Below are 25,343 nucleotides of genomic sequence, written 5' to 3' on the forward strand. Positions count from 1 at the left end.
CACAGATATCAATTCTGTGCCTTTCATATACTATAATAAGATTTTTGAACATCACATCTATATCTATAGCCGTCTAACTGTTGTAAAGGCTAGAGAAAGTTATAATATCTCTAACTATAACTTTAGAGGGAACTTTTTAATTTTTAAGAGCTTTTAGAACCCTGTAAATATCATCTATGTCTTCTGAATTTAGTTTATCAGAGTTGTCTAATTTATTTTTTATGTTATTAATAGTTTCGTTCCTATAGGTTGGATTAGTATTTTTCGTTAGAAAAAATGTTGATATGGTACCTGTAAGCATACTTATAAAACCTATGCCAACAAGCATAAGAAAACTGGCTAATATTTTGCCCGCTGGAGTAGATGGAGATATGTCACCGTACCCTACTGTTGTAAGTGTAACAAAACTCCACCAAAGATCATTTCCATAGGTAATGCCTTCTAAAAAGTGTATACCTATAGTACCGGTAAGTAACATAGTTAAGGTAATCCAAATTGTATAATTAAGATTATTAGTTTTTAAAAATTTATCAACATGTTTTCTAAATTTCATTAATAATACTGCAGTTTTAAAAAGTTTTAGAACCATTAGTAATTTTGCTAATTTGAATATATTTATTAATTTCAATAATCTAGCTGTTTGAAACAGTAAATCAAAAGGAAGTATTGCGATTAGATCAATTATATTATGTTTAAAGAAGGTCTTTTTATCTTTAGCTAGATATAACCTTATAAAATAGTCTATTGCGAAAATAAGTAAAATTATATTATCCATGATTTCAAATGCATATGTAGTAATTTTAGATAAATTATACGAACTGCTGATTATTAGCATAAAAGCAGCTACTATTGATAAAAGAGCCATTAATATATCATATAATATCTTTAAAGTTTCTTTTGTGTACTTAAGCATTAGATCATCTCCTACTGATAGCAGTTTGTTTTTCAAATCCAGATAAAAGTAATAAAACTAAAGCACCGCTAAAGTTTTCAGAACTCCAAAAACTATAACAAGAACATTCATTCTACAAATAACAAAAAAATCCTTTTTTTTGTTATTTGTAGAATGAATGTTGATGTCTTTATAAGAAGATATATCCATCGAAATATTCGATCTAAGTTAAGGTTCGGTTATGGTTATCTACAACTGTTTAAGATAAATGGAGGATTATATACAACCCTGTAGAATATTATCTAGTAAAGAAAATAAATACAGTTTATACAGGAGACAAGCATGAAAAAAACAAGAAGGGCAAAAAAGAAAAAAAGGATAAAAAGGAAAACAACTTTAATATTAATTATTGTGATTGTATTATTCAGTCAATCAATTTGTGTTGATTTAGAAAAGTCGAATAAAGTTGATACTGTTACTTCAAAAGTATTAGAAAAAAATGAAGCTGTTAAAGCTCAATTAGATAGTATAAATTTAAGGAAAGATATCTATAGCGAGTATTATATAAATAAAGTAACAAGCTTTATGGCTTCAGATAGTGGTAAAGGAAAAATAGTATTCTTAGGGGATAGTTTGACTGATATATGTGATTGGAGTGAATTATTAAATAATAATGACATAATAAATAGAGGAATTAGTCTTGATACTACAGATGGTGTTCTAAATAGACTAGTTGAAGTTACAAGGCTTAATCCCAAAAAGGTCTTTATTATGATAGGAATAAATGATATCGGAAAAGGACGAAGTACTAGGAGTATAATATATAATTATAAAAAAATACTGGATTTTATAAAGGAAAACTCCAAATCAACTACAATATACGTTCAGAGTCTACTTCCTATAAATAAGGATATATTGAAAACTACCACAAAGAATGAGGATATAATAAATCTAAATAAGGAGCTAGTTAAACTTTGTAATAGTTATGAAGTTAAATATATAGATTTATATCCTCTATTTGTGGTAGACAATAATAAACTTAACCCTGAATATACTGTTGGTGGGTTACATGTAAATGGTAAAGGGTATATTGTCTGGAAAAGAGCTATTGAGCAGTACTGTAATTAATCAATTAGCTTGAATTTGATATTGATTGTGCAGCATATAAAAGAAATCTCTGTGTTATTAACGTAGAGGTTTCTTTTATATGTTGCAAATATGTGCGGATAACTATGTTTAATGTTTTTTTGTGAAAGTGAATCTATACTAGGTAATATGAAAAAGGTTCAAAGTAAATTGTGACTAATGCAGATTAGCAAAGAAATGGTACAGTAGCTCTAACTGTACTAGTATTATTGATAAAATTATCTTAAATAGCGGGAAATACCTATTGATACAGATGCAAAAATGGTATATAATAGGCTTATAAGATACAGGATATATCAAAAGGAGAAATTAAGAAAATGAGTAATAAAACTATGTCAATAAACGAAAATAAATTAGTTGAAGATAGATTAGAATTAAATTTTAAAGATGCTATAAATTATTTTAAGGCTTCGGTTAAGGGTGTTATAAGTGCAATTATAAATGATGATACTAATAATATAATAATACTAAAAAACAATGAGAAGCTTGAGATTAAAGACTTATCGATTTTTAAGATAGAGTTTATAAGAGATGTTGAAAATTGTATTCTTGCTAAAGTAAAGTACTGCGCATCTGAAAAAAATTCAATTGCGTAGTTAGATATTAAATAAAATAGTTTAATATGCATGTAATGTAAAGGTATCCAATTTAATTATCTATTTTAAGGGTAAAGTTTAAGGCCCCAGTTTAAGGGTAAAGTTTAAGGCCCCAGTCACAGCCGCACCAGAGCAACTTCCTACTATAGCTACTGCTCCTCTTGCTAGAATTTTAGCCGTTTTAAATGATTCTTTAATCTTGAGTGCTTTATTCATAGTTGAATGGACAGGCTCAGGCAGTAGAAAGTTCGAGGTGCGCTCTCGCTATAAAGGTCTGTCCCCATGGTATCAATCTCTAGTTTTTGTTTGTCCGATGACTACCCGCTCTAATACTCCCGCTTCTCAAAGCGTACGTTGCGAGTGGCTAAGTCCCTGGATTCGTTCAGCTAAGAATTAGGTGGAGCTTGAAACTCCACCTAATTCAAGTCTCCACTTCATTACCGGTAAACTAAGTCAGGTGTGTCACCATGTGAATTATTGAGTATGTGGAAGTATAATTATATAATAATAGAGTATTATATAATTAAAGGGTATATTAATAATTTTTGATATCTGTACACATGGTAAGATACTACTTATCGCTTCAAGAGGTGACAAATACAAACAACAATGGTTGATCAAAAAATATATATAATGACGCGGGGTGGAGCAGTTGGTAGCTCGTCGGGCTCATAACCCGAAGGTCGTAGGTTCAAGTCCTGCCTCCGCAACCAAAAATATTGACAACGAATAAGTTTGTTTGATATTATGTGTAAGCTGTTAAGAACATCGTATAATAATGTAGTATGGTGTGAGTAACTTGGTAACAATTTACTAATTGACAGACAAGCACAGAGATGATAAGATGTAAATCCGGTCGCAGTTAGCGATCAGATACATCGGTTAACTGGTAACAAATTACTAGTTGACGAGCTGAGACAAGGATGGTAAGATATAAATCCAGTCGTAAATAAGCGACATGATCCTTGAAAATTAAACAGAGGTAAAAAGCCTAAATGGCTTTTTACGGGTAAAGTTGTGAATCGATGACAATCGATGAATAAATTTACACCGTGCAATGAAAGTCAAAATGACTTTTATTAAATAAACTAAACCAGCAATTCTTTAAACTACTATATATTATATAGTTAAGGAAGTTAAACACTAACGTGTTTAACTAAGCGACCATCACAAAATCAAAGATTTTGGATGTCTGCTTAACTAATGAGCATTCAAACTTTTAAATTGAGAGTTTGATCCTGGCTCAGGACGAACGCTGGCGGCGTGCCTAACACATGCAAGTCGAGCGATGAAGCCCTTCGGGGTGGATTAGCGGCGGACGGGTGAGTAACACGTGGGTAACCTGCCTCAAAGAGGGGGATAGCCTCCCGAAAGGGAGATTAATACCGCATAACATTGGTTTTTCGCATGAAGAACTAATTAAAGGAGCAATCCGCTTTGAGATGGACCCGCGGCGCATTAGCTAGTTGGTGAGGTAAAGGCTCACCAAGGCGACGATGCGTAGCCGACCTGAGAGGGTGATCGGCCACATTGGAACTGAGACACGGTCCAGACTCCTACGGGAGGCAGCAGTGGGGAATATTGCACAATGGGCGAAAGCCTGATGCAGCAACGCCGCGTGAGTGATGAAGGCCTTCGGGTTGTAAAGCTCTGTCTTTTGGGACGATAATGACGGTACCAAAGGAGGAAGCCACGGCTAACTACGTGCCAGCAGCCGCGGTAATACGTAGGTGGCGAGCGTTGTCCGGATTTACTGGGCGTAAAGGATGCGTAGGCGGATATTTAAGTGAGATGTGAAATACCCGAGCTTAACTTGGGTGCTGCATTTCAAACTGGATATCTAGAGTGCGTGAGAGGAGAATGGAATTCCTAGTGTAGCGGTGAAATGCGTAGAGATTAGGAAGAACACCAGTGGCGAAGGCGATTCTCTGGACCGTAACTGACGCTGAGGCATGAAAGCGTGGGTAGCAAACAGGATTAGATACCCTGGTAGTCCACGCCGTAAACGATGAGTACTAGGTGTAGGAGGGTCCAACCTTCTGTGCCGCAGTTAACACAATAAGTACTCCGCCTGGGAAGTACGATCGCAAGATTAAAACTCAAAGGAATTGACGGGGGCCCGCACAAGCAGCGGAGCATGTGGTTTAATTCGAAGCAACGCGAAGAACCTTACCTGGACTTGACATCCCCTGAATAGTGCAGAGATGCATGAAGCCCTTCGGGGCAGGGAGACAGGTGGTGCATGGTTGTCGTCAGCTCGTGTCGTGAGATGTTAGGTTAAGTCCTGCAACGAGCGCAACCCCTATCATTAGTTGCTACCATTAAGTTGAGCACTCTAGTGAGACTGCCCGGGTTAACCGGGAGGAAGGTGGGGATGACGTCAAATCATCATGCCCCTTATGTCCAGGGCTACACACGTGCTACAATGGTAGGTACAGAGAGATGCAAGACCGCGAGGTGGAGCAAAACTCAAAAACCTATCCCAGTTCGGATTGTAGGCTGCAACTCGCCTACATGAAGCCGGAGTTGCTAGTAATCGCGAATCAGAATGTCGCGGTGAATACGTTCCCGGGCCTTGTACACACCGCCCGTCACACCATGAGAGCTGACAACACCCGAAGTCTGTGAGGTAACCTGTAAAGGAGCCAGCGGCCGAAGGTGGGGTTAGTGATTGGGGTGAAGTCGTAACAAGGTAGCCGTAGGAGAACCTGCGGCTGGATCACCTCCTTTCTAAGGATAATACAGACAGGTAATGCTGTCTGAAAGACTGGTTGTTTAGCCTCTGTTTAATTTTGAAGAATTATTATGTATCGACTAGATATGCCGGTATGTTTAAGTGAATCTTCAAAAATGGGGGTATAGCTCAGCTGGGAGAGCACCTGCCTTGCACGCAGGGGGTCAAGGGTTCGAATCCCTTTATCTCCACCATTTGTTCTTTGAAAATTGCACAGTGAAGAATCGTTAAACAATCGCAATTGTTTAACAAATAAAAGTAAAGCTAAAGGTAAATTACTTATACGAAAGTATATTTAACACCTTTGTAACTTTAAAGATTGAAACTAGAAAATTGATAGTAATGAGCAATTCGAGGAAAGGCTTGAATGAGGAGCGGAATTTACTGACTGGTAAATGAGCACCGCAATGAAAGACTTGACGAAGAAGTACGAAGTTAATAGCAATTTTTGGTATAGGTCAAGCTACAAAGGGCGCATGGTGAATGCCTTGGCACCAGAAGCCGAAGAAGGACGCGATAAGCTGCGATAAGCTTTGGGTAGGCGCAAATAGCCAGTGATCCAGAGATTTCCGAATGGGGCAACCCACATTACGAGCAGTAATGTACTGTAAACTGAATCCATAGGTTTATAGAGGTATACCCGGGGAACTGAAACATCTAAGTACCCGGAGGAAGAGAAAGAAAAATCGATTTTCTAAGTAGCGGCGAGCGAAAGGGAAAGAGCCCAAACCAGGAACTTGTTCCTGGGGTTGCGGATAGACCATAAATACTGCGATTTTTTAACTGAAGAGAGCTGGAAGGCTCCGCCGTAGAAGGTAAAAGCCCTGTAAGTGAAAAGGAAGAGCAGTCAGGTCTAATCCAGAGTACCACGAGACACGTGAAACCTTGTGGGAAGCAGGGAGGACCACCTCCCAAGGCTAAATACTAACTGGTGACCGATAGTGAAGCAGTACCGTGAGGGAAAGGTGAAAAGAACCCCGGAAGGGGAGTGAAATAGAACCTGAAACCGTGTGTCCACAATCAGTCGAAGCACTTTTATGTGCGACGGCGTGCTTTTTGTAGAACGAGCCAGCGAGTTACGATGTGTAGCAAGGTTAAATACTTAAGGTATGGAGCCGAAGGGAAACCGAGTCTGAATAGGGCGAGAAGTTGCATGTCGTAGACCCGAAACCGGGTGACCTATCCATGGACAGGTTGAAGCGGAAGTAAAATTCCGTGGAGGACCGAACCACGTTGGTGTTGAAAAACCATGGGATGAGCTGTGGATAGCGGAGAAATTCCAATCGAACTCGGAGATAGCTGGTTCTCCTCGAAATAGCTTTAGGGCTAGCGTTTTGAATGAGTAATGGAGGTAGAGCACTGAATGGGCTAGGGGCTGACAACAGTTACTGAACCCTATCAAACTCCGAATGCCATATACTTGAATCAAAGCAGTCAGACTACGAATGATAAGATCCGTGGTCAAAAGGGAAACAGCCCAGACCATCAGCTAAGGTCCCAAAGTGTAAGTTAAGTGGAAAAGGATGTGGGATTTCTAAGACAACTAGGATGTTGGCTTAGAAGCAGCCACTCATTTAAAGAGTGCGTAATAGCTCACTAGTCGAGAGATCCTGCGCCGAAGATGTCCGGGGCTAAAACTTACCACCGAAGCTATGGATTGATACGTAAGTATCAGTGGTAGAGGAGCTTCCTGTATGGATTGAAGTCGTACCGAAAGGAGCGGTGGACTGTACAGGAGTGAGTATGCTGGCATAAGTAGCGAGAAATAAGTGAGAATCTTATTGGTCGAAAACCTAAGGTTTCCTGAGGAAGGCTCGTCCGCTCAGGGTTAGTCGGGGCCTAAGCCGAGGCCGAAAGGCGTAGGTGATGGACAATCGGTTGATATTCCGATACCGCCAAGCTTCCGTTATTACAAATGGGATGACGCAGGAGGATAAGATGTGCGCACTATTGGATGTGTGTCTAAGCATCTAGACAGACTAGACAGGCAAATCCATTTAGTCAATGTTGAGGTGTGATGGGGAGCCCTTATGGGCGAAGTATCTGATTCCACGCTGCCAAGAAAAGTCTCTATGGAGGAAGCCCGCGCCCGTACCGCAAACCGACACAGGTAGGTGAGGAGAGAATCCTAAGACCAGCGGAAGAATTGTTGTCAAGGAACTCGGCAAATTGACCCCGTAACTTCGGGAGAAGGGGTGCCTACGCAAGTAGGTCGCAGAGAATAGGCCCAAGCAACTGTTTAGCAAAAACACAGGTCTCTGCTAAAGCGAAAGCTGAAGTATAGGGGCTGACGCCTGCCCGGTGCTGGAAGGTTAAGGGGAATACTTAGCGCAAGCGAAGGTATGAACTTAAGCCCCAGTAAACGGCGGCCGTAACTATAACGGTCCTAAGGTAGCGAAATTCCTTGTCGGGTAAGTTCCGACCCGCACGAATGGCGTAATGATTTGGGCACTGTCTCGACAACAAATCCGGCGAAATTGTATTGCGAGTGAAGATGCTCGCTACCCGCGATTGGACGGAAAGACCCCGTAGAGCTTTACTGTAGCTTAGCATTGAATTTCGGTATTGTCTGTACAGGATAGGTGGAAGACTTGGAAGCAAGGGCGTCAGCCTTTGTGGAGTCAACCTTGGGATACCACCCTGACAGTACTGGGATTCTAACCGGCGGCCATGAAACTGGTCACGGGACACAGCTCGGTGGGCAGTTTGACTGGGGCGGTCGCCTCCAAAAAAGTAACGGAGGCGCCCAAAGGTTCCCTCAGAACGGTTGGAAATCGTTCGAAGAGTGCAAAGGCAGAAGGGAGCCTGACTGCGACACAAACAAGTGGAGCAGGGACGAAAGTCGGGCTTAGTGATCCGGTGGTTCCTCGTGGGAGGGCCATCGCTCAACGGATAAAAGCTACCTCGGGGATAACAGGCTGATCTCCCCCAAGAGTCCACATCGACGGGGAGGTTTGGCACCTCGATGTCGGCTCGTCGCATCCTGGGGCTGAAGTAGGTCCCAAGGGTTGGGCTGTTCGCCCATTAAAGCGGCACGCGAGCTGGGTTCAGAACGTCGTGAGACAGTTCGGTCCCTATCCGTCGCGGGCGTAGGAAATTTGAGAGGAGCTGTCCTTAGTACGAGAGGACCGGGATGGACTGACCTCTGGTGCACCAGTTGTTCCGCCAGGAGCACAGCTGGGTAGCTATGTCAGGACGGGATAAACGCTGAAAGCATCTAAGCGTGAAGCCCACCTCAAGATAAGATTTCCCATAGCATAAGCTAGTAAGACCCCTTGAAGAACACAAGGTTGATAGGTTAGAGGTGTAAGCATGGTAACATGTTCAGCTGACTAATACTAATAGGTCGAGGGCTTGACCAAAGAATAGTTAACAGTGTAGAGTTGAGAATTAAGAGTTAATGATGATTTTCACTAGCGTGAAAATCTAAAATTTAATTAATTGAACTCTATAATAAAAGCGATACTTAGCACTGTGCAATTTTCAGAGAATAATATTCTCATAGAGTTAATAATTTATTGTGTATAAAGTTATTAGTTAATATAATTAACGTTTTTTCGACGCTAGGAGAAAAAACAACCATAACTCTTAGCTATTAATTCTTAACTCTCAACTAAATAAAATCTGGTGATTATGACGTAAAGGTAACACCCGTTCCCATTCCGAACACGAAGGTTAAGCTTTACAGTGCTGATGGTACTGCACGGGAGACTGTGTGGAAGAGTAAGTCGTCGCCAGGTAATTAAAAAAGCTCCGCTTTTTCAGCGAACATTGAATTTAGTCCTAAAAAAAGCACGAAATATTTCAGCATTTTATGAAATACTTCGTGCTTTTTTCTTTTTTATGTGCCCCTTAAAGCTTACTGCTCCGTTAGGAGCTTTATGATTCGCTTGATGTTAACAGTAAATATCGTAAGTGCTCCTTGCATCTGCATGCCAATTAAGCCCGACGATACTGCTACATCATAGCCGGGCTGATGCTTGAGTTCACTATTTTTAGCTTCAATCATATATCTTTCTCTTGCTCGTTGCTTAAAATATTCAGTTTCTTGAAAAGCCATCTGCTCTTTATGAATATCCGATTTTATAGATACAGAATAGGTTTTAGATTTGGAACCTTCTTTGTAGCAACCACCTCGTTGTGAGCAATACTTACATTTTTTAACATCAAAGTAGTACGTAGTAACTTGATTTTTACTTTGGCCTTTCTTGCCCTATCGGGCTTTTCTTATAGCCATATGCCCGGCAGGGCAAACAAACATCCCAGCATCCTTGTTGAATTGGAATTCATCCTCTTTCTTACGACTTCCACACGAAACCATTGGATTAAGCTTTGAAATTAGTATTATTTCATTTTCTTTTGCATACTCTAAATTTCCTTTTTCTGAATAAGCAGTATCACCAATTATCTCATCAACTATTATACCTGCTTCTTGACTCTTTTCGATCAAGCTTTGAAGTTCCTTACCATCAGTTTTTTCTCCTGTTGTAATGACATTATCTGTGATGATACGTTCTTCACTCATTACAATGTGTGTTTTATATCCAAAGAATGAGGAATCCTCTGTCTTATGCCCTATACGGGCGTCCTCGTCCGTTGAGAGCGTTAAATTCTCAAGATCATCTTCAATAGCCTCATTCAAATAATTGAGTCGTTGTTTAACCTTTTCATATACTGCTAGCTCAGGTGTAGATTCCACAACATTTACTAAGTCTTTACAATATTCAATAATCTCCTCAAGTTTATCGCTTGTTATTTTTTGGGAAAATTTTTCTTTCATTTCACTATTGATTGTGTAAATCTCTTTTCTTAAGGATTTTGCTCGTTCCAGTAAAACCTCTTGAGCAGACTTCTGGTTATATCTTGCCTTAGTATGTGTGGCATTAACAATAAGAGTTTTGCTTATCAAAACTCCCTTAGCAATAGCGATTTCTACTGTTTTCTTGATTAATAAGTCTAGTAAGTTCGTATCTTTTAAACGTAGCTTTCTAAACTTGGTTAATGTGCTAGGGTGAATCAAATTAACTTCATCTGGTGCTAAGTTTAAGAAGTATTTAAATGACATATCGTTAAGTGTTCTTGAAACTACATCCTCATCGGATAATTCATAGGTAGTCTTTAATATGAGGTACTTAAATAGCATGATAGGATCTTTGGCACCACGTATCATGTCGACACTGTAATTTTCCAGTAGTTCATCGTAGATGAACGAAAAATCAACTAAATCATTAAGCTTTCTTAAAAAATTGTCCTTTGGAATTATAATGTCATACAATCCTTGATAAGCACTCACCACAAATTGCTGTTGACCCTTTATCATTTAATTCATCCCTCTCAATCAATAATATAAATTATTTCTAAGTTATATATTCGACGTATCTCTCGTAAATCCTTTTTGTTAAGGTGTTTTATGGATGAAAAAGTAAAAACGCCATCACTTTTGTGATGACGATTCAACATTGCCAGTTTTTCAGTGGCCTCGCAATTGCTTAGCGCTTTTTTACGTTATAAAACTACATTTCTTTTTTGTTAGAAATGCCTTATATGAAATATGGAAGTATTAGTATAGTAATTTGATAAATTATGGTATAATGATTTTAAGTTAATTCATGTGTGGATTAGAAGGAGTGTATAGAAGAATATAGGGATTCACTTGCCTTATTCGATTTATACATCCTTTTTTTATTATTACACCACAATATCCTTATTATTACAGTAAGTTTTGATTTAAAATAGACATGGGGGGTCAAAATTGCATAAAAAATTTTCCATTAGTAAAAGGAAAAAAAGTAAGGAATTAAATCCATTACTTGATAATAATTCAATAAAAGTTATAATTGCTGGCTGTGTTGCAATTGCCATAGCAATGATTATTATGAGCATTACAAGCATGATTATAACAAGAAATGCTGTAATTCATAAACTAAAGTCAACTGACATTTATAATTTGGCAAGAAGTATAAGCGGAGTTATAGATGGAAAAATTGAAAAATCACTAGAAACATCACTTACACTAGCAGATGATCCAACAATTATAAAATGGATTGAAAGTAGCGATGAAGATAAACAATCGGAAAGAATCGTACAAAGCAAGATGGGTAATATCGTAAATGATTTAGGATATGATACCTCCTTTTTAGTAAGTAATAAAACAAATAACTATTGGTCCTATCATAATAAAAAGTTTGAACTTTTAGACGTTGTATCAAAGGAAGATCCAAATGATAAATGGTACTTTAATACCATCAATATGAAAAAAAGATATGCAATAAATATTGATTCAAACAGTGAACTACACAATACCTTTCTATGGATTAATACATTGGTAGGCGATATTTATAATCCAATAGCAGTAACGGGAATTGGGATGGATTTAGGATCTGTTATAGGTGAGCTTATAGCAGAGGAAAGCAAAAATGAAGTGAAAAACGATATTTGGCTTGTAAATGAAAGTAATATTATAAGTCTTTCAAAAAACTCTGAGTACATAAATAAAAATTTATCTGATTATATTCCTGATTCTTTGGCAAGCACAATCGGAAAACATGGTAATTTAGATGACAAAGAGTTTGAGGTTTCTGAATATAAAAACACCAAAGGAGAAATTTATGACCTAGCATTTAAGGGGATAAAGGGCTGTGGTTGGAAGATAATCGTTAGAATACCGCGAACAGAAAGTTTAAGCGTTATGAATGCCATTACTGTAAATACAGTTATGTCCTGCTTTTTAATAATATTAATAATGGTTATAATATTCTATTTAATTTCAAAAAAAATAGCAGATCCATATAAAAGGGCATTGATTTTGAATCAAGAATTGGAAAAAAAGGTAGAGGAGCGTACAAAAGAGCTTCAAGAAAAAAATGCTAAGATTCAAGATAGTATTGAATATGCAAAAATGATTCAGGATACAATACTTCCTTCTCATTCAGAAATGAATATAACTCTGAAGGATTACTTTATAATTTCAAAACCAAGAGATATTGTTGGAGGAGACTTCTACTGGATGAAAACTTATAAGGATCATTTCTTATTATTGGTAGGAGATTGTACAGGCCATGGAGTTCCCGGTGCATTAATGACCACTGCAGTTACTGCAATGCTCAATCATATAGTAGATGAAATCAATAATGATAATCCATCAATAATCTTGCAGGAACTAGACAGGCTTATTAAGCAGTCCTTTAGAGCAGACAGTACTAATGAAAATATTGAGTATGGATTGGATGCAGGTATTCTATATGTGTCAAAGGAAAAAGAAATTTTATTTTCGGGTGCAAAAATTTCTGCTATTATTGTAGATGAAAATGGTGTGAAAGAAATAAAACCAGGAAGGAAAACAATAAACTGTAAAAAAAGTAATAAAGAAATACCTTTTAAAAATTATGAAATTAAATATAATCCTGGTGCAACAATATACATGGCAACAGATGGAATAACTGATCAAGTAGGTGGCGAAAAGCGCCTACCATATGGTAAGAAAAAGCTTATGGCATCAATTGAAGAAGTTAAAAATTTCAAAATGAAGGAACAGGCTGATATTATTATACATTCATTTGAAAATTATTATGGGAATGAAATGCTTAGAGATGATATAACGATATTAGGCTTTAAATTATAATATTTTAAGGGGGTTTTTTTGTGGAACTATCATTATATAATTTGTACAAGGATTTGAAGGCAAAGAAAATTCTTTTTTGCTATAGTGGTCCTATTGACCAAGCAAGTATTGAAGGAGTGGGAAGTACCCTTCGTAAAAATCTTGAAATTGAAGAAGCAGGTAATGTTACAACAATATCTGTGTTTTCTATATTTGTAGAACAGGTTCAAAATGTATTAAATTACTCTGCCGAAAAGCTAGGTAAGTCAGAAGAAGATGAGGATGATCTTAAAGTGGGAATAGTTGTAATCGGACATGAACAAAATGGAGATTACTTCATATACTGCGGGAATCGTATATATAATGAGGATATTCCAAGGATGTCTGAAAATATAGATCTTGTTAAGAACCTAAATAAGGATGAGTTAAAAGCATTATATAAAGAACGAAGAAGGATGGAAGCTGCTCCTGGTAGTAAAGGAGCTGGGCTTGGACTAATTGAAATGGCTCGAAAATCTTTAAAACCTATAGAGTATTCCTTTGAAAAAATCGATGACGTTTTTTCATTTTTTAGCATCAAAGTTATGGTAGGGAGGTAATGACATGGAGAACTTAATAATTGAAAAAACAAAATCAACACCTGGAATAAACTTTGATGCGGCTTCAGGACTGATGCAACTAAAAGGTGAGTCTTTTCCAGAAAATGTTGTCAAGTTTTATGCACCAGTAATTGATTGGATTAAGGATTACTTAAGTTGTGAAACAAAGGAAATAACACTAGAATTTGAAATTATATATTTTAACAGCAGTACTTCGAAGGTATTCATGACAATTTTTGATTTACTTGACGAAGAAGTTGCTAATGGTAAAAGTATAAAGGTTAAATGGCTCTGTGACAGTGAAAATGAAACTGCAATTGAATGCGGAGAAGAGTTCCAAGAAGATGTTAAACTTCTTCCATTTGAAATTGAGACTTTTTAATTGGAGGAAATAAATGAATAACATTTTTTCGAAGGAAGAGAATATTATTTCAAATGCTGAAAAACTAATTTCTTTAAAACATTTTAAGTCAATTGAGGATGAAGTGAATTATACAAATCTACTTAACGAATATAAAGAGCTTTTAAAACAAATGATGAAAATGATAAAAATGTCTGATAAAACTCAATTAGATCTTAAAACTATATCTGATAACTTTGAAATAATTTCTCAGATAGATGTTCTTACAGGACTTTACAACAGAAGATATTTTAATGAAGCCTATGATAGAGAATGGAAAAATTCTATCCTAGTAAAGACGCCAATTTCCCTTGTAATGATAGATGTTGATTATTTTAAAAAATATAATGATACTTATGGTCATTTAAAGGGTGATGAATGTCTTGCAGCTATAGCGAAAGAGGTTAAACAAAGTACGAGAAAATCTAGAGATATTGTTTCACGCTTTGGTGGGGAAGAGTTTATTATGATTCTACCGGAAACTGATATTAATAGTGCTGTATTGCTTGCAAAAGAACTACTAAAAGCCGTTAAAGATCTAAATATAGCCCACGAAAGTTCTCCAATAGATAAAAGAATAACTTTATCTATTGGAGTAGCATCAATGATTGCAAATGAAAATGTCAATATGGACATATTTTTAAAAATGGCTGACGATGCATTATATGAAGCTAAAAATAATGGGCGAAACTGCATTAAAATATACATTCCAGCGGTGTAAGTTTTGTTATAGAAGTACAAAGCTTGTAAATTAGTACTCTTATTCCTCAATAAACTTTATTAATTCTTCATGTAACCAAGAATTTGCAATTGCTGCAGTAGCCCATCCTGACGCATGCAGTCCCAATTGGAAGAACCAATCTGAGAAGGACTTAGTTATATACTGAAAGAAAAAGATCTCTCCAAATCTTTGCAACATCTTAGGACGGTCATTGTATGTTCCTTGAATAATTTCATTCACAGCTTCTTTTTCTAAACCATATGGAAAACATGAACGTTTTATGAGGCTAGGAGCTGCTGCTACAAAAAGTGCAAGTTTAGATACTTCATATTCACTGTGTCTAGCCATGTATCTAATGGCAATCGCTCCTCCTGTAGAGTGCCCTGCTAGTGTAAAATTTTTTTGTTTAAGTACTTCCACTACTTCTAAAACATCATCCGATAATCGATTATAAGAGCATCCTGTAAAAGGCTTATCTGACTTGCCAAATCCTCTCTGGTCTATACCAACACATCTATATCCCATTTTAGCAAGCTGATCAAACTGATATTCAAACAGCTTATGACTTCCAGGCCACCCGTGTAGAAACAAGATTGTCTTCTTACCTTCTAGATTAAGATCCTCTACATAAATTTTTACATTTGATTCTACTTTAACATAATACCCCATATAAATACGTTGATTTTAAAATTTTATCATTATCATCCTACTCTCTTAGTGATAAATAGGTGAATCACATATTTGATTTAATTGATTTTATCGTATAAAAAGATGTAATAAAGGGAACAATACGTTAGATACAAAAATAGGAGGTGACCGTATGAAACAACAAAGTTTAGCATTACATGAAACAATGGAGGTACATGAAATGCTTAATCTCAAAACTGTTTCCATGACTACATCTAAAATGATGGAAGGTGTTGTATTTGACCAAGATCTTAAAGCTTTATTAGAGAAGGATGTACAACAATCTATAGGAGCAATAAATGATTTGCAACGTCTATTAAAAAAGGCACCAAAAATAGAATAGGGGGTAAAAAATAGATGATTAATGATTATTTAGAACTTAGAAATGCAGAAGGAATGCCTAGACTTGTTGATGCAACTATGGCACTCAGTTTTTTGCTATCAGCAAAAAGTGCAGTAAGAAATTGTGCCCTTGCACTAGGTGAAGCTGTCACACCGGAAGTAAGAACAGTGTTAAAGAATCAGTTGAATAACGCAATCAATATGCATGAAGAAATATCTAATATGATGATTAATAAAGGATGGTTCCACCCTAATAATTTAGATAAACAATTTCAAATGGATATAGAATCATCTCAAACAGCAGTTCAGATAGCTAGTTTAGATCTCTTCCCTGGGGACACAAGTAGACTTGGTACTTTTGCAACACCAGAAAAATGATTTAGGAGGTAACAGAAATAATGAAAGCTGTAACATTTCAAGGTATAAAGAATGTGAAGGTTAAAGATGTTCAAGCACCTAAGATTCAAAAATCAGACGATATTATAGTTAAGCTTACAAGTACAGCTATATGTGGATCAGATTTGCACTTGATTCATGATATGGTTCCCAATATTCATCAAGATTATATTATAGGTCATGAACCTATGGGAATTGTTGAAGAAGTAGGTCCAGAGGTTACAAAGGTAAAAAAAGGGGATAGAGTAATTGTACCTTTCAATGTAAGCTGTGGTGAATGTTTTTTTTGCAAGCATGATTTAACATGTATGTGCGATAACTCAAACCCTAATGGTGAAAATGGGGGATTTTTCGGATATTCAGAAACCTTTGGGGGATATCCTGGGGGGCAAGCTGAATTCATGAGAGTTCCTTATGGTAATTTTACTCCTTTCCGTATTCCAGATGATTGTGAGGTAGAGGATGAAAAATTGTTGCTAATGTCAGATGCTATGGCTACTGCTTACTGGAGTGTAGAAAATGCCGGTGTAAAAAAAGGTAATACAGTGATTATACTTGGCTGTGGTCCAATAGGACTTTTAGCACAAAAATTTGCATGGCTGCATGGTGCAGAGAGAGTTATAGCCGTTGACTACATAGATTACCGACTAGAACATGCAAAGAAACATAATAAAGTTGAAATAGTAAATTTTGAACAACATCAAAATACTGGTGAGTATTTAAGAGAAATTACTCATGGTGGAGCAGATATTGTTATAGATTGTGTAGGAATGGATGGAAAGATGACACCATTGGAGTTTTTAGGTTCTGGCGTAAAGCTTCAAAGTGGAGCTCTAGGTGCTTTTATCATGGCTACTCAAGCGGTTAGAAAAGGTGGAATGATACAAGTAACAGGAGTTTACGGAGGCAGATATAATGCTTTTCCTTTCGGTGATATAATGAATCGAAACATTAATATAAGAACAGGGCAGGCTCCTGTAATTCCATATATGCCAAAGCTCTATAGTTTACTTACAGAAGGAAAAGTTGATCCAAGTGATATTATTACACATAGATTACCACTGGATAAGGCTGAATATGGATATGAAGTTTTTGACACAAAAACTGATGGATGTATTAAGGTTGTTCTTAAGACATAAATAATAAGAGAACTAAAGTGAAAATGAAGGCTTAATTCCTACTATAAAGATGGAAAGTTAAAATAGGACTATAGATTAAAGTTGAGGAGATGGTATTATGAATCAACATGGAATGGCGCCACATGAGAGTATTGAGTTACATGAACTTTTAACATTTAAGAATGTTTGCCTTACAAAGGCCCTTACTATGTCTTTATTAGCTTCTGATGATGAATTAAAATCAATCTTAAAACAGGATGCTGCCTCAACACAGCAGCATATTGAAGAACTAAGAGGATTTATAGAGCAGTCTGATATGAACGGAATAAGTAATTCAGACAACAAACAACAATAAATAAATCATAGAAAGATGGTGAAATTATGAATGCAATAATTGAAAGTCTTACTGGAATGAATAAGATGAGTGATCAAGTTATCGCCACAGATTTTTTAATATCAGCTAAAAATGGAATAGTCAACTATGCGGCTGCAATAACAGAAACAAAATCGCCAGAGGTAAAGGCAGTGCTAAGAAAACAGTTAGATGCTGCTATTTTAACCCATGAAACTATTACAAGTTATATGATGAAAAAAGGATACTATCAACCTTATGACTTAGAAGAGCAGTTTAAAGTGGACTTAAAGACAACTGATACAGCTTTAAGTCTTACAGAAAGAATGATTTAGAATTCTGTGTATAGCAAGTAATTGTATCAAGGCTTATCTGAGATCTGAATCTCCAAGGGGGTTAATAATAAAGCAAATAACAATTGAAAAAGTTTGATAAAATTTCAATATTAAAATTATACAGAATATATTGACAATATCATTGTGTTCTATTATAATTATTTTATAGTAACTAATTAGTTATCAAAAAATATTAAGTTAACACATACTTTTAGTTTTTAAAATAGCTATTTTTAAACTGAAAGTAAATATAAAGAGAAGAGAGGTGAATCCACCAAAACAGTACGTAAATCCAAATGTATGATTAAATTAATTTTTAAATCAAGATCTCAGATTGAAGCTATTTAAAAAATTCTAACTCAACAATTTTAGTTATTAGATTAAAGTTATATGTCCTTATGTCCATTTAAAAGTTCAATATTTAGCTATTTGTTGTAGCCTATAGGTTTAGTTCAGAGGATTCAAGTTAGAAAAAATATGAAAATAGTCAGTAAATTTAAATCCGAGTCAATAAGAATTCAATATTAATGTGTTATAGAAATTTTTCTTACTATAGTGAGGATTGAGTTACAAAGTTAATTAGTCAAGTTAAATTGAAAAATTTATATGTTACATTTAGGAAAATTGTTTAAGGTGATTATTATTTGAAAAATAGGTTTGTAAAAAGATAGAAACCAGAGTACCTAATTTAGTATTGTAGGTAATCTGGTTTCTGTTTTATTTTTTTGGGATTATAGCGAAATTTACGTAAAATTTTGTATGTAATGCTATGATTTTTTAGCAGATATTTAATATAATTATTTCATAATAACTATAAAATGAATAATTTAATCAATTTAGTCTTTTTTTAATATCAATAATTCAGTATTTTAAACTAAAAACTTGCACTCTATCATAAGTTCAATAATTACGAATATTAGAATTATTGTATCGATAAAATTACTATGCTAAAGTTAATTCAGTGATAATTTTAATATGGTATTTTTAAAACGTTTTCATTAGTAAATAAATAAAATTATCATAGATTGCCAATAAAAATGTGAAAAAAATATTTCTTAAAAAGATTGACACGGGCAAAATCCTGTGATAATATCTTTATAAATTAATAATACATAAAACGACAAAATAAATAAAATTCCGAAAAATGATGACGAAGACAGAACTATCGCAAGATTAAGTACAGAGAACGGGGTATGCTGAGAACCGGATTAATCAGATAGCAATGATCACTTCTGAGTTGTGTGACTGAACTTTAGTAAGTCATAACGCAGGGCTGCGTTAACAAGCCAAGGTTTAATTGAACCTGATAATGCTATTGCTGTGAGGTAATAGTGAAGTAGAGTGGTACAGCGTAAAAATCGCCTCTACGTGGATTAATATACACGTAGGGGTTTTTTTATACATTAATTTTCAATAAAGTGGACAACTTCTTTGAAGATTAGAATAAGTTTATCGTCAGATAATACTTAAGATAAAAATATTATAAAAAGAGGAGAGATTTAACATGAGAAAAAAAATATCAATACTATTAGCGGCATTATTCGTAACAGGTTCATTGGCGGGATGTGGAAAAAATACAGCGACATCCGGTAAGTCAGATACAATAAAGGTAGGACTTAACTATGAGTTATCAGGACCCGTTGCTACATATGGACAAAGTTTAACTGATGGAATTACTTTAGCTGTTGAAGAAATAAACAAAAATGGTGGAGTTTTAGGTAAACAAATAGAAACAGTTAAAGTTGATAATAAGTCAGAAAATGCTGAGTCAGCTAACGTAGCTACAAAACTTGCTACAAGAGATAAAGTTGTTGCAATACTTGGGGCAGCTACTTCAGGAAATACAAAAGCAGCAGCACCAATTGCAGTGCAAAATAAAGTACCTTTAATATCAGCATCAGCTACTGCAGACGATGTTACAGTAGATAGTAATGGAAAAGTAAGAGAATATGTATTTAAAACTTGCTTTAGTGATTCTTTCCAAGGAGTTGGAATGGCTAACTTTGCATACAATGATCTTGGTAAAAAGAATGTAGCTTTACTTGTAGATAGTACTAGTGATTACAGTAAGGGACTTACAAAAAGCTTTAAGGAAACTTATACTAAACTTGGTGGACAAATTGTAACAGAACAAGCTTACCAAGCAAAAGAAACAGATTTTAAAGCAGTTCTTACAAAGATTAAAGGAGCAAATCCAGACGTAATATTTCTTCCAGGTTACTATGAAGAAGTTGGTCTAATAGTTAAACAAGCTAGAGAATTAGGACTTAATGTACCTGTACTTGGAGGAGACGGTTATGATTCACCAAAACTTGCAGAGTTAGCAGGAAAAAGTGCTTTAAATGGTGTTTATTACACAAATCATTACTCTTCAAAAGATACTTCAGCAGAAGTAGTAAAATTCAGAGAAGTATTCAAAGCTAAATACAATAAGGAACCAGATGCATTCAATGCTTTAGGGTATGACTTAGCATACTTATTAGCAGATGCTACAAAGAGAAGTGGAGAAGCAAATCCAGAGAAAATTAAGGATGCTCTTGCTGCAACTAAAGAATTCAAGGGTGTTACAGGTACTGTTACTATAGACAAAAATCATAATCCTATAAAATCAATAACTGTACTTGAAATGAAAGATGGCGAGCAAACATTCGTAAAGAAAGTATTACCACAATAATATTGAAAAATATTTATATCGGGTAGAAGTCTTACTCTACCCGACTTATTATTAGGCAATGAATATAATTTAAAAAGGAAGTGAAAAAAGTGCAACAGTTTTTACAACAGCTAATAAACGGTCTCTCTTTAGGAAGTATATATGCATTGATTGCATTAGGATATACAATGGTATACGGAATAATAAATCTTATAAATTTTGCTCATGGTGACATATACATGTTAGGGGCCTATATAGGATTTGCACTTACAACATTTTTTCATCTAGGATTTTTTCCAGCATTAATTATATCTATGTTGCTTTGTGCAATTCTTGGTATCATCATTGAAAAAGGGGCATACAAGCCAATAAGAAACTCTACCAGAATAGCAGCATTGATAACAGCAATAAGCGTATCTTTATTTTTAGAATATGGAACTATGTATTTTGTAAATGCAGAAACTAGAACATTCCCGCAAGTGCTTGCAAGTAAAAGCATAAAGCTATTTAATGGGGGAGTGGTACTAAATACTACAGATATATACATCATACTAATAACAGTTGTTTTAATGGTATTACTTCAATATGTAATACACAAAACAAAAACTGGTAAGGCTATGAGAGCAGTAGCTATGGATAAGGAAGCTGCTCAATACATGGGAATAAGTGTTGATAACACTGTATCAGTAACCTTTGCTATCGGATCTGCTCTTGCTGGGGCGGCAGGAGTACTAGTTGGAGTATATTATAACTCTATAAATCCTCTTATGGGGGTTGTTCCAGGGCTTAAAGCTTTTATAGCAGCGGTAATTGGCGGTATAGGTATTATACCGGGAGCAGTATTTGGAGGTTATTTCTTAGGAATGACAGAGACTATGGTAAGTGCTTATGGGGGCTCATTATATAAAGATGGAGTAGCTTTTGCTATTTTAATAATAATACTTTTAATAAAGCCTAATGGTTTATTAGGACGTAATGTCAAAGAGAAGGTATAGGAGGGGTAGCATGAAAATACTAAATAAAAGAAATATTTTGGGAGCATTCATGGTGGTTTTCCTATATATACTAGGACAAGCATTGATAAGTGCTGACATTATGGATTCATATGTATTACTTAATATAGTAGTAATAGGAATAAATATAATATTAGCAGTTAGTCTTAATCTTATTACAGGTTTTACAGGTCAATTTTCACTAGGACATGCAGCATTTATGGCTATCGGAGCCTATGTTTCAGCTGTAGTTACTGCAAAACTATCTATGCCATTTGGGGCTGGTATTATTTTAGGAGCGGTAACTGCCGCATTAGCAGGTATTGTTATAGGTATTCCTACATTAAGATTAAAAGGTGACTACCTAGCAATAGCTACATTAGGATTTGGAGAAATTGTTAGAATCATAATCCTTAATAATGAATATGTAGGGGGAGCCAGTGGTTTAAATGATATTCCTCAGAATACTACTTGGACATGGTTATATGTTGTTACCGCTGCTACAATCATACTTATAAAGAATTTTATAAATTCAAAAAGTGGAAGAGCGTGTATTGCTATAAGAGAGAATGAAATTGCTGCTGAAGCTATGGGTGTTAATACTACCTTTTATAAGGTACTTGCCTTCACTGTTGGGGCTTTCTTTGCGGGAGCTGCAGGATCTTTATATTCAGGTTATTTTTACTTTATAAAACCAGATGCCTTTGGGTTTATGAAATCTATTGATATACTTGTTATTGTTGTATTTGGAGGCATGGGCAGTATTAGTGGTTCTGTTGTAGGTGCTATTGCACTTTCTTTAATATCCTTAGCCCTTCAAGGTGTACCAGAACTTAGAATGATAATATATTCTGTTATACTATTCACTATAATGGTTTATAGACCTCAAGGTCTTATGGGTAATGTTAAGTTCAAGATATTCAAGAAGGGAGGAGCAAAGAATGTTAGCGTTGAAGGTAAATAATTTATCTAGATTTTTCGGAGGAGTAAAGGCTGTATCTGGGGTGAATATGAGCATAGAGCATGGTGAAATCGTAGGATTAATTGGACCTAATGGAGCAGGGAAAACTACTCTTTTTAATCTTCTTACAGGCATATATTCTCCATCAGAAGGTGATGTGGTTTATAACTTCGATAAGGAAACATCTATAAAAAATATGAAGCCTTATAACATTGCAGCTTCAGGAGTATCAAGAACTTTCCAAAATATAAGACTTTTTGGTGAGATGACTGTAGGAGAAAATGTACGAGTAGGTCTTCATAAGAATACTAAATATGGAGTGTTTTCTTCTTTCTTTAGAACACCAGCCTTTTATAGAGAAGAAAAAATTGCTGATGAAAAGATAATGGAGCTACTTGAAGTTTTCAATCTTGCAGACAAAAAAGACGAATTAGCAAAAAATTTACCTTATGGAGAACAAAGAAGGCTTGAGATAGCAAGGGCCCTTGCTTCAAATCCTAAGGTTCTTCTTCTTGATGAACCGGCAGCAGGTATGAATCCTAATGAAACAAAAGAGCTGACAGACCTTATAATGTGGATAAGAGATAAGTTTAATATTACTGTTATACTTATAGAGCACGATATGTCCCTTGTAATGACGGTATGCAGCAGAATATATGTATTAGAATATGGACAACTTATTGCAGAGGGAAATCCAGAAGAAATAAAGAATAACCCTAAAGTTATTAAGGCTTATCTTGGAGGTGAAGACGAGGAATGTTAGAATTAGTTGATGTAAATGTATATTATGGAGCAATTCATGCACTTAAAGGAATAAACCTGAAGGTAAATGAGGGTGAAATTGTTACCTTAATAGGTGCCAATGGAGCAGGCAAATCTACAACTCTTAAAACCATATCAGGAACCTTGAAACCAAAAAGCGGAAAAGTTTTATTTAAGGGTAATGATGTAAATAAAACAAAAGCACACCAGGTAGTAGGGCTTGGAATATCTCATGTTCCAGAAGGAAGAAGAGTTTTTGCAAGTATGTCTATTATGGAAAATCTAGAAATGGGAGCTTATACAAGGAATGATAAGTCTGAGATCAAGAAGGATTATGATAAGATATTCGAAATGTTTCCTAGACTTTTAGAGCGTAAAAACCAAATGGCAGGGACACTTTCAGGAGGAGAACAACAGATGCTTGCCATAGGACGTGCACTGATGGCAAGACCTAAACTACTTCTTCTAGATGAGCCTTCGATGGGACTTGCACCTTTAATAGTTAAGCAGATTTTTTCTATAATAAAAGATATAAATGAAAGTGGTACTACAGTTTTATTAATAGAGCAGAATGCATCTATGGCACTAAAAATTGCACACAGAGCTTATGTAATACAGAACGGGTGTATTGAAATGGAAGGAAACGCCCAAGAACTATTAAATGATGATAGTGTGAAGAGTGCTTATCTTGGAGCGTAGAAAAACTGTTGCTATTGTTAGAAAACTACTAAGGCACTATAAGGTCTTAGTAGTTTATTTTTGCTTAATTTAATATAAACCTAATGTAAATATGATGTGGTTAAGCAAGAGTTCATATTAAAAAATTAGAAATATGGTCATATTTACAGCAAATCATAAATTAAGTAAAATAAGTATGAAGTGAAATAGCGAAGGAGTAAAACAATATGAGAATTGCATTAATAGGATACGGGGGAGTGGGAAAAGCTTTTATAGAGCTAATTGTAGATAAGAGTTCTAAACTGAAGGAAGAAGGAATTGACTTTGAAGTAGTATACATTATGAATTCAAAGGGAGGAATTTATAATCCAAAAGGAATAGATTGTGCTGAATTATTAGCTGCTTCAAAAGTATGCAAAAATACATTTGAGGATATTAATGAAAATAAAAAAATTACGCCTGATTTTATGTTACAAAGAAAAGATGTAGATTTAATAGTAGAGTTAACATCTACCAATAAAGAAACAGGAGAACCAGCATTAACATATATTTTAAAATCATTGGAAAATAAAATACATGTAGTTACAGGAAATAAAGGACCAATCATACATGGTTATAAAAAATTAGACAAGATTGCAAAAGAAAATGGGGTATATTTAGGAATTGGATGTACCTGTGGAGGAGCCTTACCTTCTGTTAATGGAGGAGTAATAGAAATGGCTGGTTCCCAAATTTATTCTATAGAGGGTGTTTTAAATGGAACAACAAACTACATTCTAAAAGAGATGGAGGACACTGGTTGTACTTATGATATTGCCCTTAAAAAAGCAAAGGATTTCGGAATAGCAGAAGCTAACCCTAGCTTTGATGTAGAAGGATGGGATACTGCATTTAAACTGCTTATTCTTACAAATGTAATTATGAAGGAAGAAAAAAAATTATCTGATATAAACATTGAAGGAATTACAGGTTTAAAACCAGAAGATATCAAAATTGCCTTGGAAGAAGGGAAGAGATACAAGCTTATTGGACGGACAACCAGAGAAGGAAAAGAATTAAAGATGGTTGTTAAGCTGGAAAAGGTAGGTAAAGAACATAGTTTTTATAATGTAGATGGCAAAAATAAGGCAGTTAGATATATATCAGATACACTAGGTGAGCTGACATTAATTGGTGGAGCGTCAGGTACTACAGCTGCAGCGGCCTCTATTCTAAGAGATATAATATATATTTGCAAGGTATCTGGAGAATAATAATGAAAGTTTTCTCTTTCCCTTTTTTTTTAATACATAGGTGAAATGGCTCAACAAGTAGTTGGTTACTACAAGTTGAGCCTTAAAATGTTTATGTATAAAGTATTTCATTCACAGCTAATACTT

19 protein-coding genes, 2 tRNA genes, 3 rRNA genes and 2 pseudogenes are annotated in these 25,343 nt (G+C 35.4%); 22 read left to right on the plus strand and 4 right to left on the minus strand.

Annotated elements, in window-relative coordinates; all coding sequences use genetic code 11:
* Positions 1–136 precede the first annotated feature (136 nt).
* Entirely contained in the window at positions 137–913 is a 777-nt protein-coding gene (locus tag CLMAG_RS11125; protein ID WP_066622052.1) for an ion transporter, read from the minus strand.
* A 321-nt stretch (positions 914–1,234) separates the two neighbouring features.
* Here CLMAG_RS11125 and CLMAG_RS11130 point away from each other — a divergent pair, with 321 nt between their 5' ends.
* Both CLMAG_RS11130 and CLMAG_RS11135 read left to right on the plus strand, forming a co-directional pair.
* Entirely contained in the window at positions 1,235–2,020 is a 786-nt protein-coding gene (locus CLMAG_RS11130) for a GDSL-type esterase/lipase family protein (protein WP_066622053.1), read from the plus strand.
* 335 nt (positions 2,021–2,355) lie between these two features.
* Complete coding sequence (locus tag CLMAG_RS11135) at positions 2,356–2,634, plus strand: hypothetical protein (protein WP_066622055.1); 279 nt, start codon at positions 2,356–2,358, stop codon at positions 2,632–2,634.
* Between the two features lie 78 nt (positions 2,635–2,712).
* On the opposite strand, the gene CLMAG_RS32390 is transcribed toward CLMAG_RS11135, so the two are convergent.
* Positions 2,713–2,850: a hypothetical protein gene (locus tag CLMAG_RS32390; RefSeq protein ID WP_161486957.1), complete on the minus strand. Its 138-nt coding sequence runs from the start codon at positions 2,848–2,850 to the stop codon at positions 2,713–2,715.
* Positions 2,851–3,271: 421 nt separating this feature from the next.
* Between CLMAG_RS32390 and CLMAG_RS11140 the strand changes: the two genes are divergently transcribed.
* From CLMAG_RS11140 to rrf, 5 genes are all read left to right on the plus strand, one after another.
* A tRNA-Met gene (locus tag CLMAG_RS11140) sits at positions 3,272–3,347 on the plus strand.
* 507 nt (positions 3,348–3,854) lie between these two features.
* Positions 3,855–5,364, plus strand: a 16S ribosomal RNA gene (locus tag CLMAG_RS11145).
* Positions 5,365–5,486: 122 nt separating this feature from the next.
* Positions 5,487–5,562 (plus strand) — tRNA-Ala (locus CLMAG_RS11150).
* Positions 5,563–5,824: 262 nt separating this feature from the next.
* Positions 5,825–8,730 (plus strand): 23S ribosomal RNA (locus CLMAG_RS11155).
* 261 nt (positions 8,731–8,991) lie between these two features.
* Positions 8,992–9,108: ribosomal RNA gene (rrf, locus tag CLMAG_RS11160) — 5S ribosomal RNA — on the plus strand.
* The 16S, 23S and 5S rRNA genes sit together here with 1 tRNA gene alongside, the layout of an rRNA operon.
* Before the next feature lie 119 nt (positions 9,109–9,227).
* On the opposite strand, the pseudogene CLMAG_RS11165 reads toward rrf, so the two are convergent.
* Positions 9,228–10,688 (minus strand): annotated as a pseudogene (locus tag CLMAG_RS11165) (IS1182 family transposase).
* Positions 10,689–11,120: 432 nt separating this feature from the next.
* Here CLMAG_RS11165 and CLMAG_RS11170 point away from each other — a divergent pair.
* Genes CLMAG_RS11170 through CLMAG_RS11185 form a run of 4 tightly spaced genes read left to right on the plus strand, consistent with a single transcriptional unit; the run spans position 11,121 to position 14,688 of the window.
* Positions 11,121–12,989 (plus strand): SpoIIE family protein phosphatase, encoded by a 1,869-nt coding sequence (locus CLMAG_RS11170; RefSeq protein ID WP_082831888.1) that lies wholly within the window; start codon positions 11,121–11,123, stop codon positions 12,987–12,989.
* Between the two features lie 20 nt (positions 12,990–13,009).
* Entirely contained in the window at positions 13,010–13,567 is a 558-nt protein-coding gene (locus tag CLMAG_RS32395) for a SiaB family protein kinase (RefSeq protein ID WP_066622057.1), read from the plus strand.
* Positions 13,568–13,571: 4 nt separating this feature from the next.
* A complete protein-coding gene (locus CLMAG_RS11180) occupies positions 13,572–13,949 on the plus strand; it encodes a DUF1987 domain-containing protein (protein WP_066622058.1) in 378 nt (125 codons plus the stop codon).
* A gap of 13 nt (positions 13,950–13,962) precedes the next feature.
* Positions 13,963–14,688 (plus strand): GGDEF domain-containing protein, encoded by a 726-nt coding sequence (locus tag CLMAG_RS11185; RefSeq protein ID WP_066622060.1) that lies wholly within the window; start codon positions 13,963–13,965, stop codon positions 14,686–14,688.
* A 51-nt stretch (positions 14,689–14,739) separates the two neighbouring features.
* Here CLMAG_RS11185 and CLMAG_RS11190 read toward each other — a convergent pair.
* A pseudogene (locus tag CLMAG_RS11190) lies at positions 14,740–15,357 on the minus strand (alpha/beta fold hydrolase); the annotation flags it as partial.
* A gap of 151 nt (positions 15,358–15,508) precedes the next feature.
* On the opposite strand from CLMAG_RS11190, the gene CLMAG_RS11195 reads away from it, so the two are divergent.
* The 11 genes from CLMAG_RS11195 (at position 15,509) to CLMAG_RS11245 (ending at position 25,217) form a co-directional block, all read left to right on the plus strand.
* A complete protein-coding gene (locus CLMAG_RS11195; protein WP_066622062.1) occupies positions 15,509–15,718 on the plus strand; it encodes a spore coat protein in 210 nt (69 codons plus the stop codon).
* A 14-nt stretch (positions 15,719–15,732) separates the two neighbouring features.
* On the plus strand, positions 15,733–16,095 hold the full coding sequence (locus tag CLMAG_RS11200) for a spore coat protein (protein ID WP_082831889.1): 363 nt from the start codon (positions 15,733–15,735) through the stop codon (positions 16,093–16,095).
* Positions 16,096–16,115: 20 nt separating this feature from the next.
* Entirely contained in the window at positions 16,116–17,252 is a 1,137-nt protein-coding gene (locus tag CLMAG_RS11205; RefSeq protein ID WP_066622063.1) for a zinc-dependent alcohol dehydrogenase, read from the plus strand.
* A 97-nt stretch (positions 17,253–17,349) separates the two neighbouring features.
* Positions 17,350–17,586, plus strand: a complete 237-nt coding sequence (locus tag CLMAG_RS11210) for a spore coat protein (RefSeq protein ID WP_066622064.1) — start codon at positions 17,350–17,352, stop codon at positions 17,584–17,586.
* Positions 17,587–17,612: 26 nt separating this feature from the next.
* Complete coding sequence (locus tag CLMAG_RS11215; protein WP_066622066.1) at positions 17,613–17,918, plus strand: spore coat protein; 306 nt, start codon at positions 17,613–17,615, stop codon at positions 17,916–17,918.
* A 1,504-nt stretch (positions 17,919–19,422) separates the two neighbouring features.
* On the plus strand, positions 19,423–20,592 hold the full coding sequence (locus CLMAG_RS11220; protein WP_066622067.1) for an ABC transporter substrate-binding protein: 1,170 nt from the start codon (positions 19,423–19,425) through the stop codon (positions 20,590–20,592).
* Between the two features lie 89 nt (positions 20,593–20,681).
* Positions 20,682–21,566: a branched-chain amino acid ABC transporter permease gene (locus CLMAG_RS11225; protein WP_066622069.1), complete on the plus strand. Its 885-nt coding sequence runs from the start codon at positions 20,682–20,684 to the stop codon at positions 21,564–21,566.
* Positions 21,567–21,576: 10 nt separating this feature from the next.
* Positions 21,577–22,527 (plus strand): branched-chain amino acid ABC transporter permease, encoded by a 951-nt coding sequence (locus CLMAG_RS11230; protein WP_066622071.1) that lies wholly within the window; start codon positions 21,577–21,579, stop codon positions 22,525–22,527.
* Positions 22,505–23,287: an ABC transporter ATP-binding protein gene (locus tag CLMAG_RS11235; protein ID WP_066622074.1), complete on the plus strand. Its 783-nt coding sequence runs from the start codon at positions 22,505–22,507 to the stop codon at positions 23,285–23,287. Before CLMAG_RS11230 ends, CLMAG_RS11235 begins: the two co-directional genes overlap by 23 nt.
* Positions 23,281–23,985: an ABC transporter ATP-binding protein gene (locus CLMAG_RS11240; protein WP_066622076.1), complete on the plus strand. Its 705-nt coding sequence runs from the start codon at positions 23,281–23,283 to the stop codon at positions 23,983–23,985. The genes CLMAG_RS11235 and CLMAG_RS11240 overlap by 7 nt, the downstream gene beginning before the upstream one ends.
* 206 nt (positions 23,986–24,191) lie before the next feature.
* Positions 24,192–25,217 carry a homoserine dehydrogenase gene (locus CLMAG_RS11245; RefSeq protein ID WP_066622078.1) on the plus strand — a complete coding sequence of 342 codons (1,026 nt, stop codon included), beginning with the start codon at positions 24,192–24,194 and terminating at the stop codon, positions 25,215–25,217.
* The last annotated feature ends 126 nt before the right edge of the window (positions 25,218–25,343 follow it).

Source organism: Clostridium magnum DSM 2767 (assembly GCF_001623875.1).
In the GTDB taxonomy this organism is placed as follows: Bacteria; Bacillota; Clostridia; order Clostridiales; family Clostridiaceae; genus Clostridium_AM; species Clostridium_AM magnum.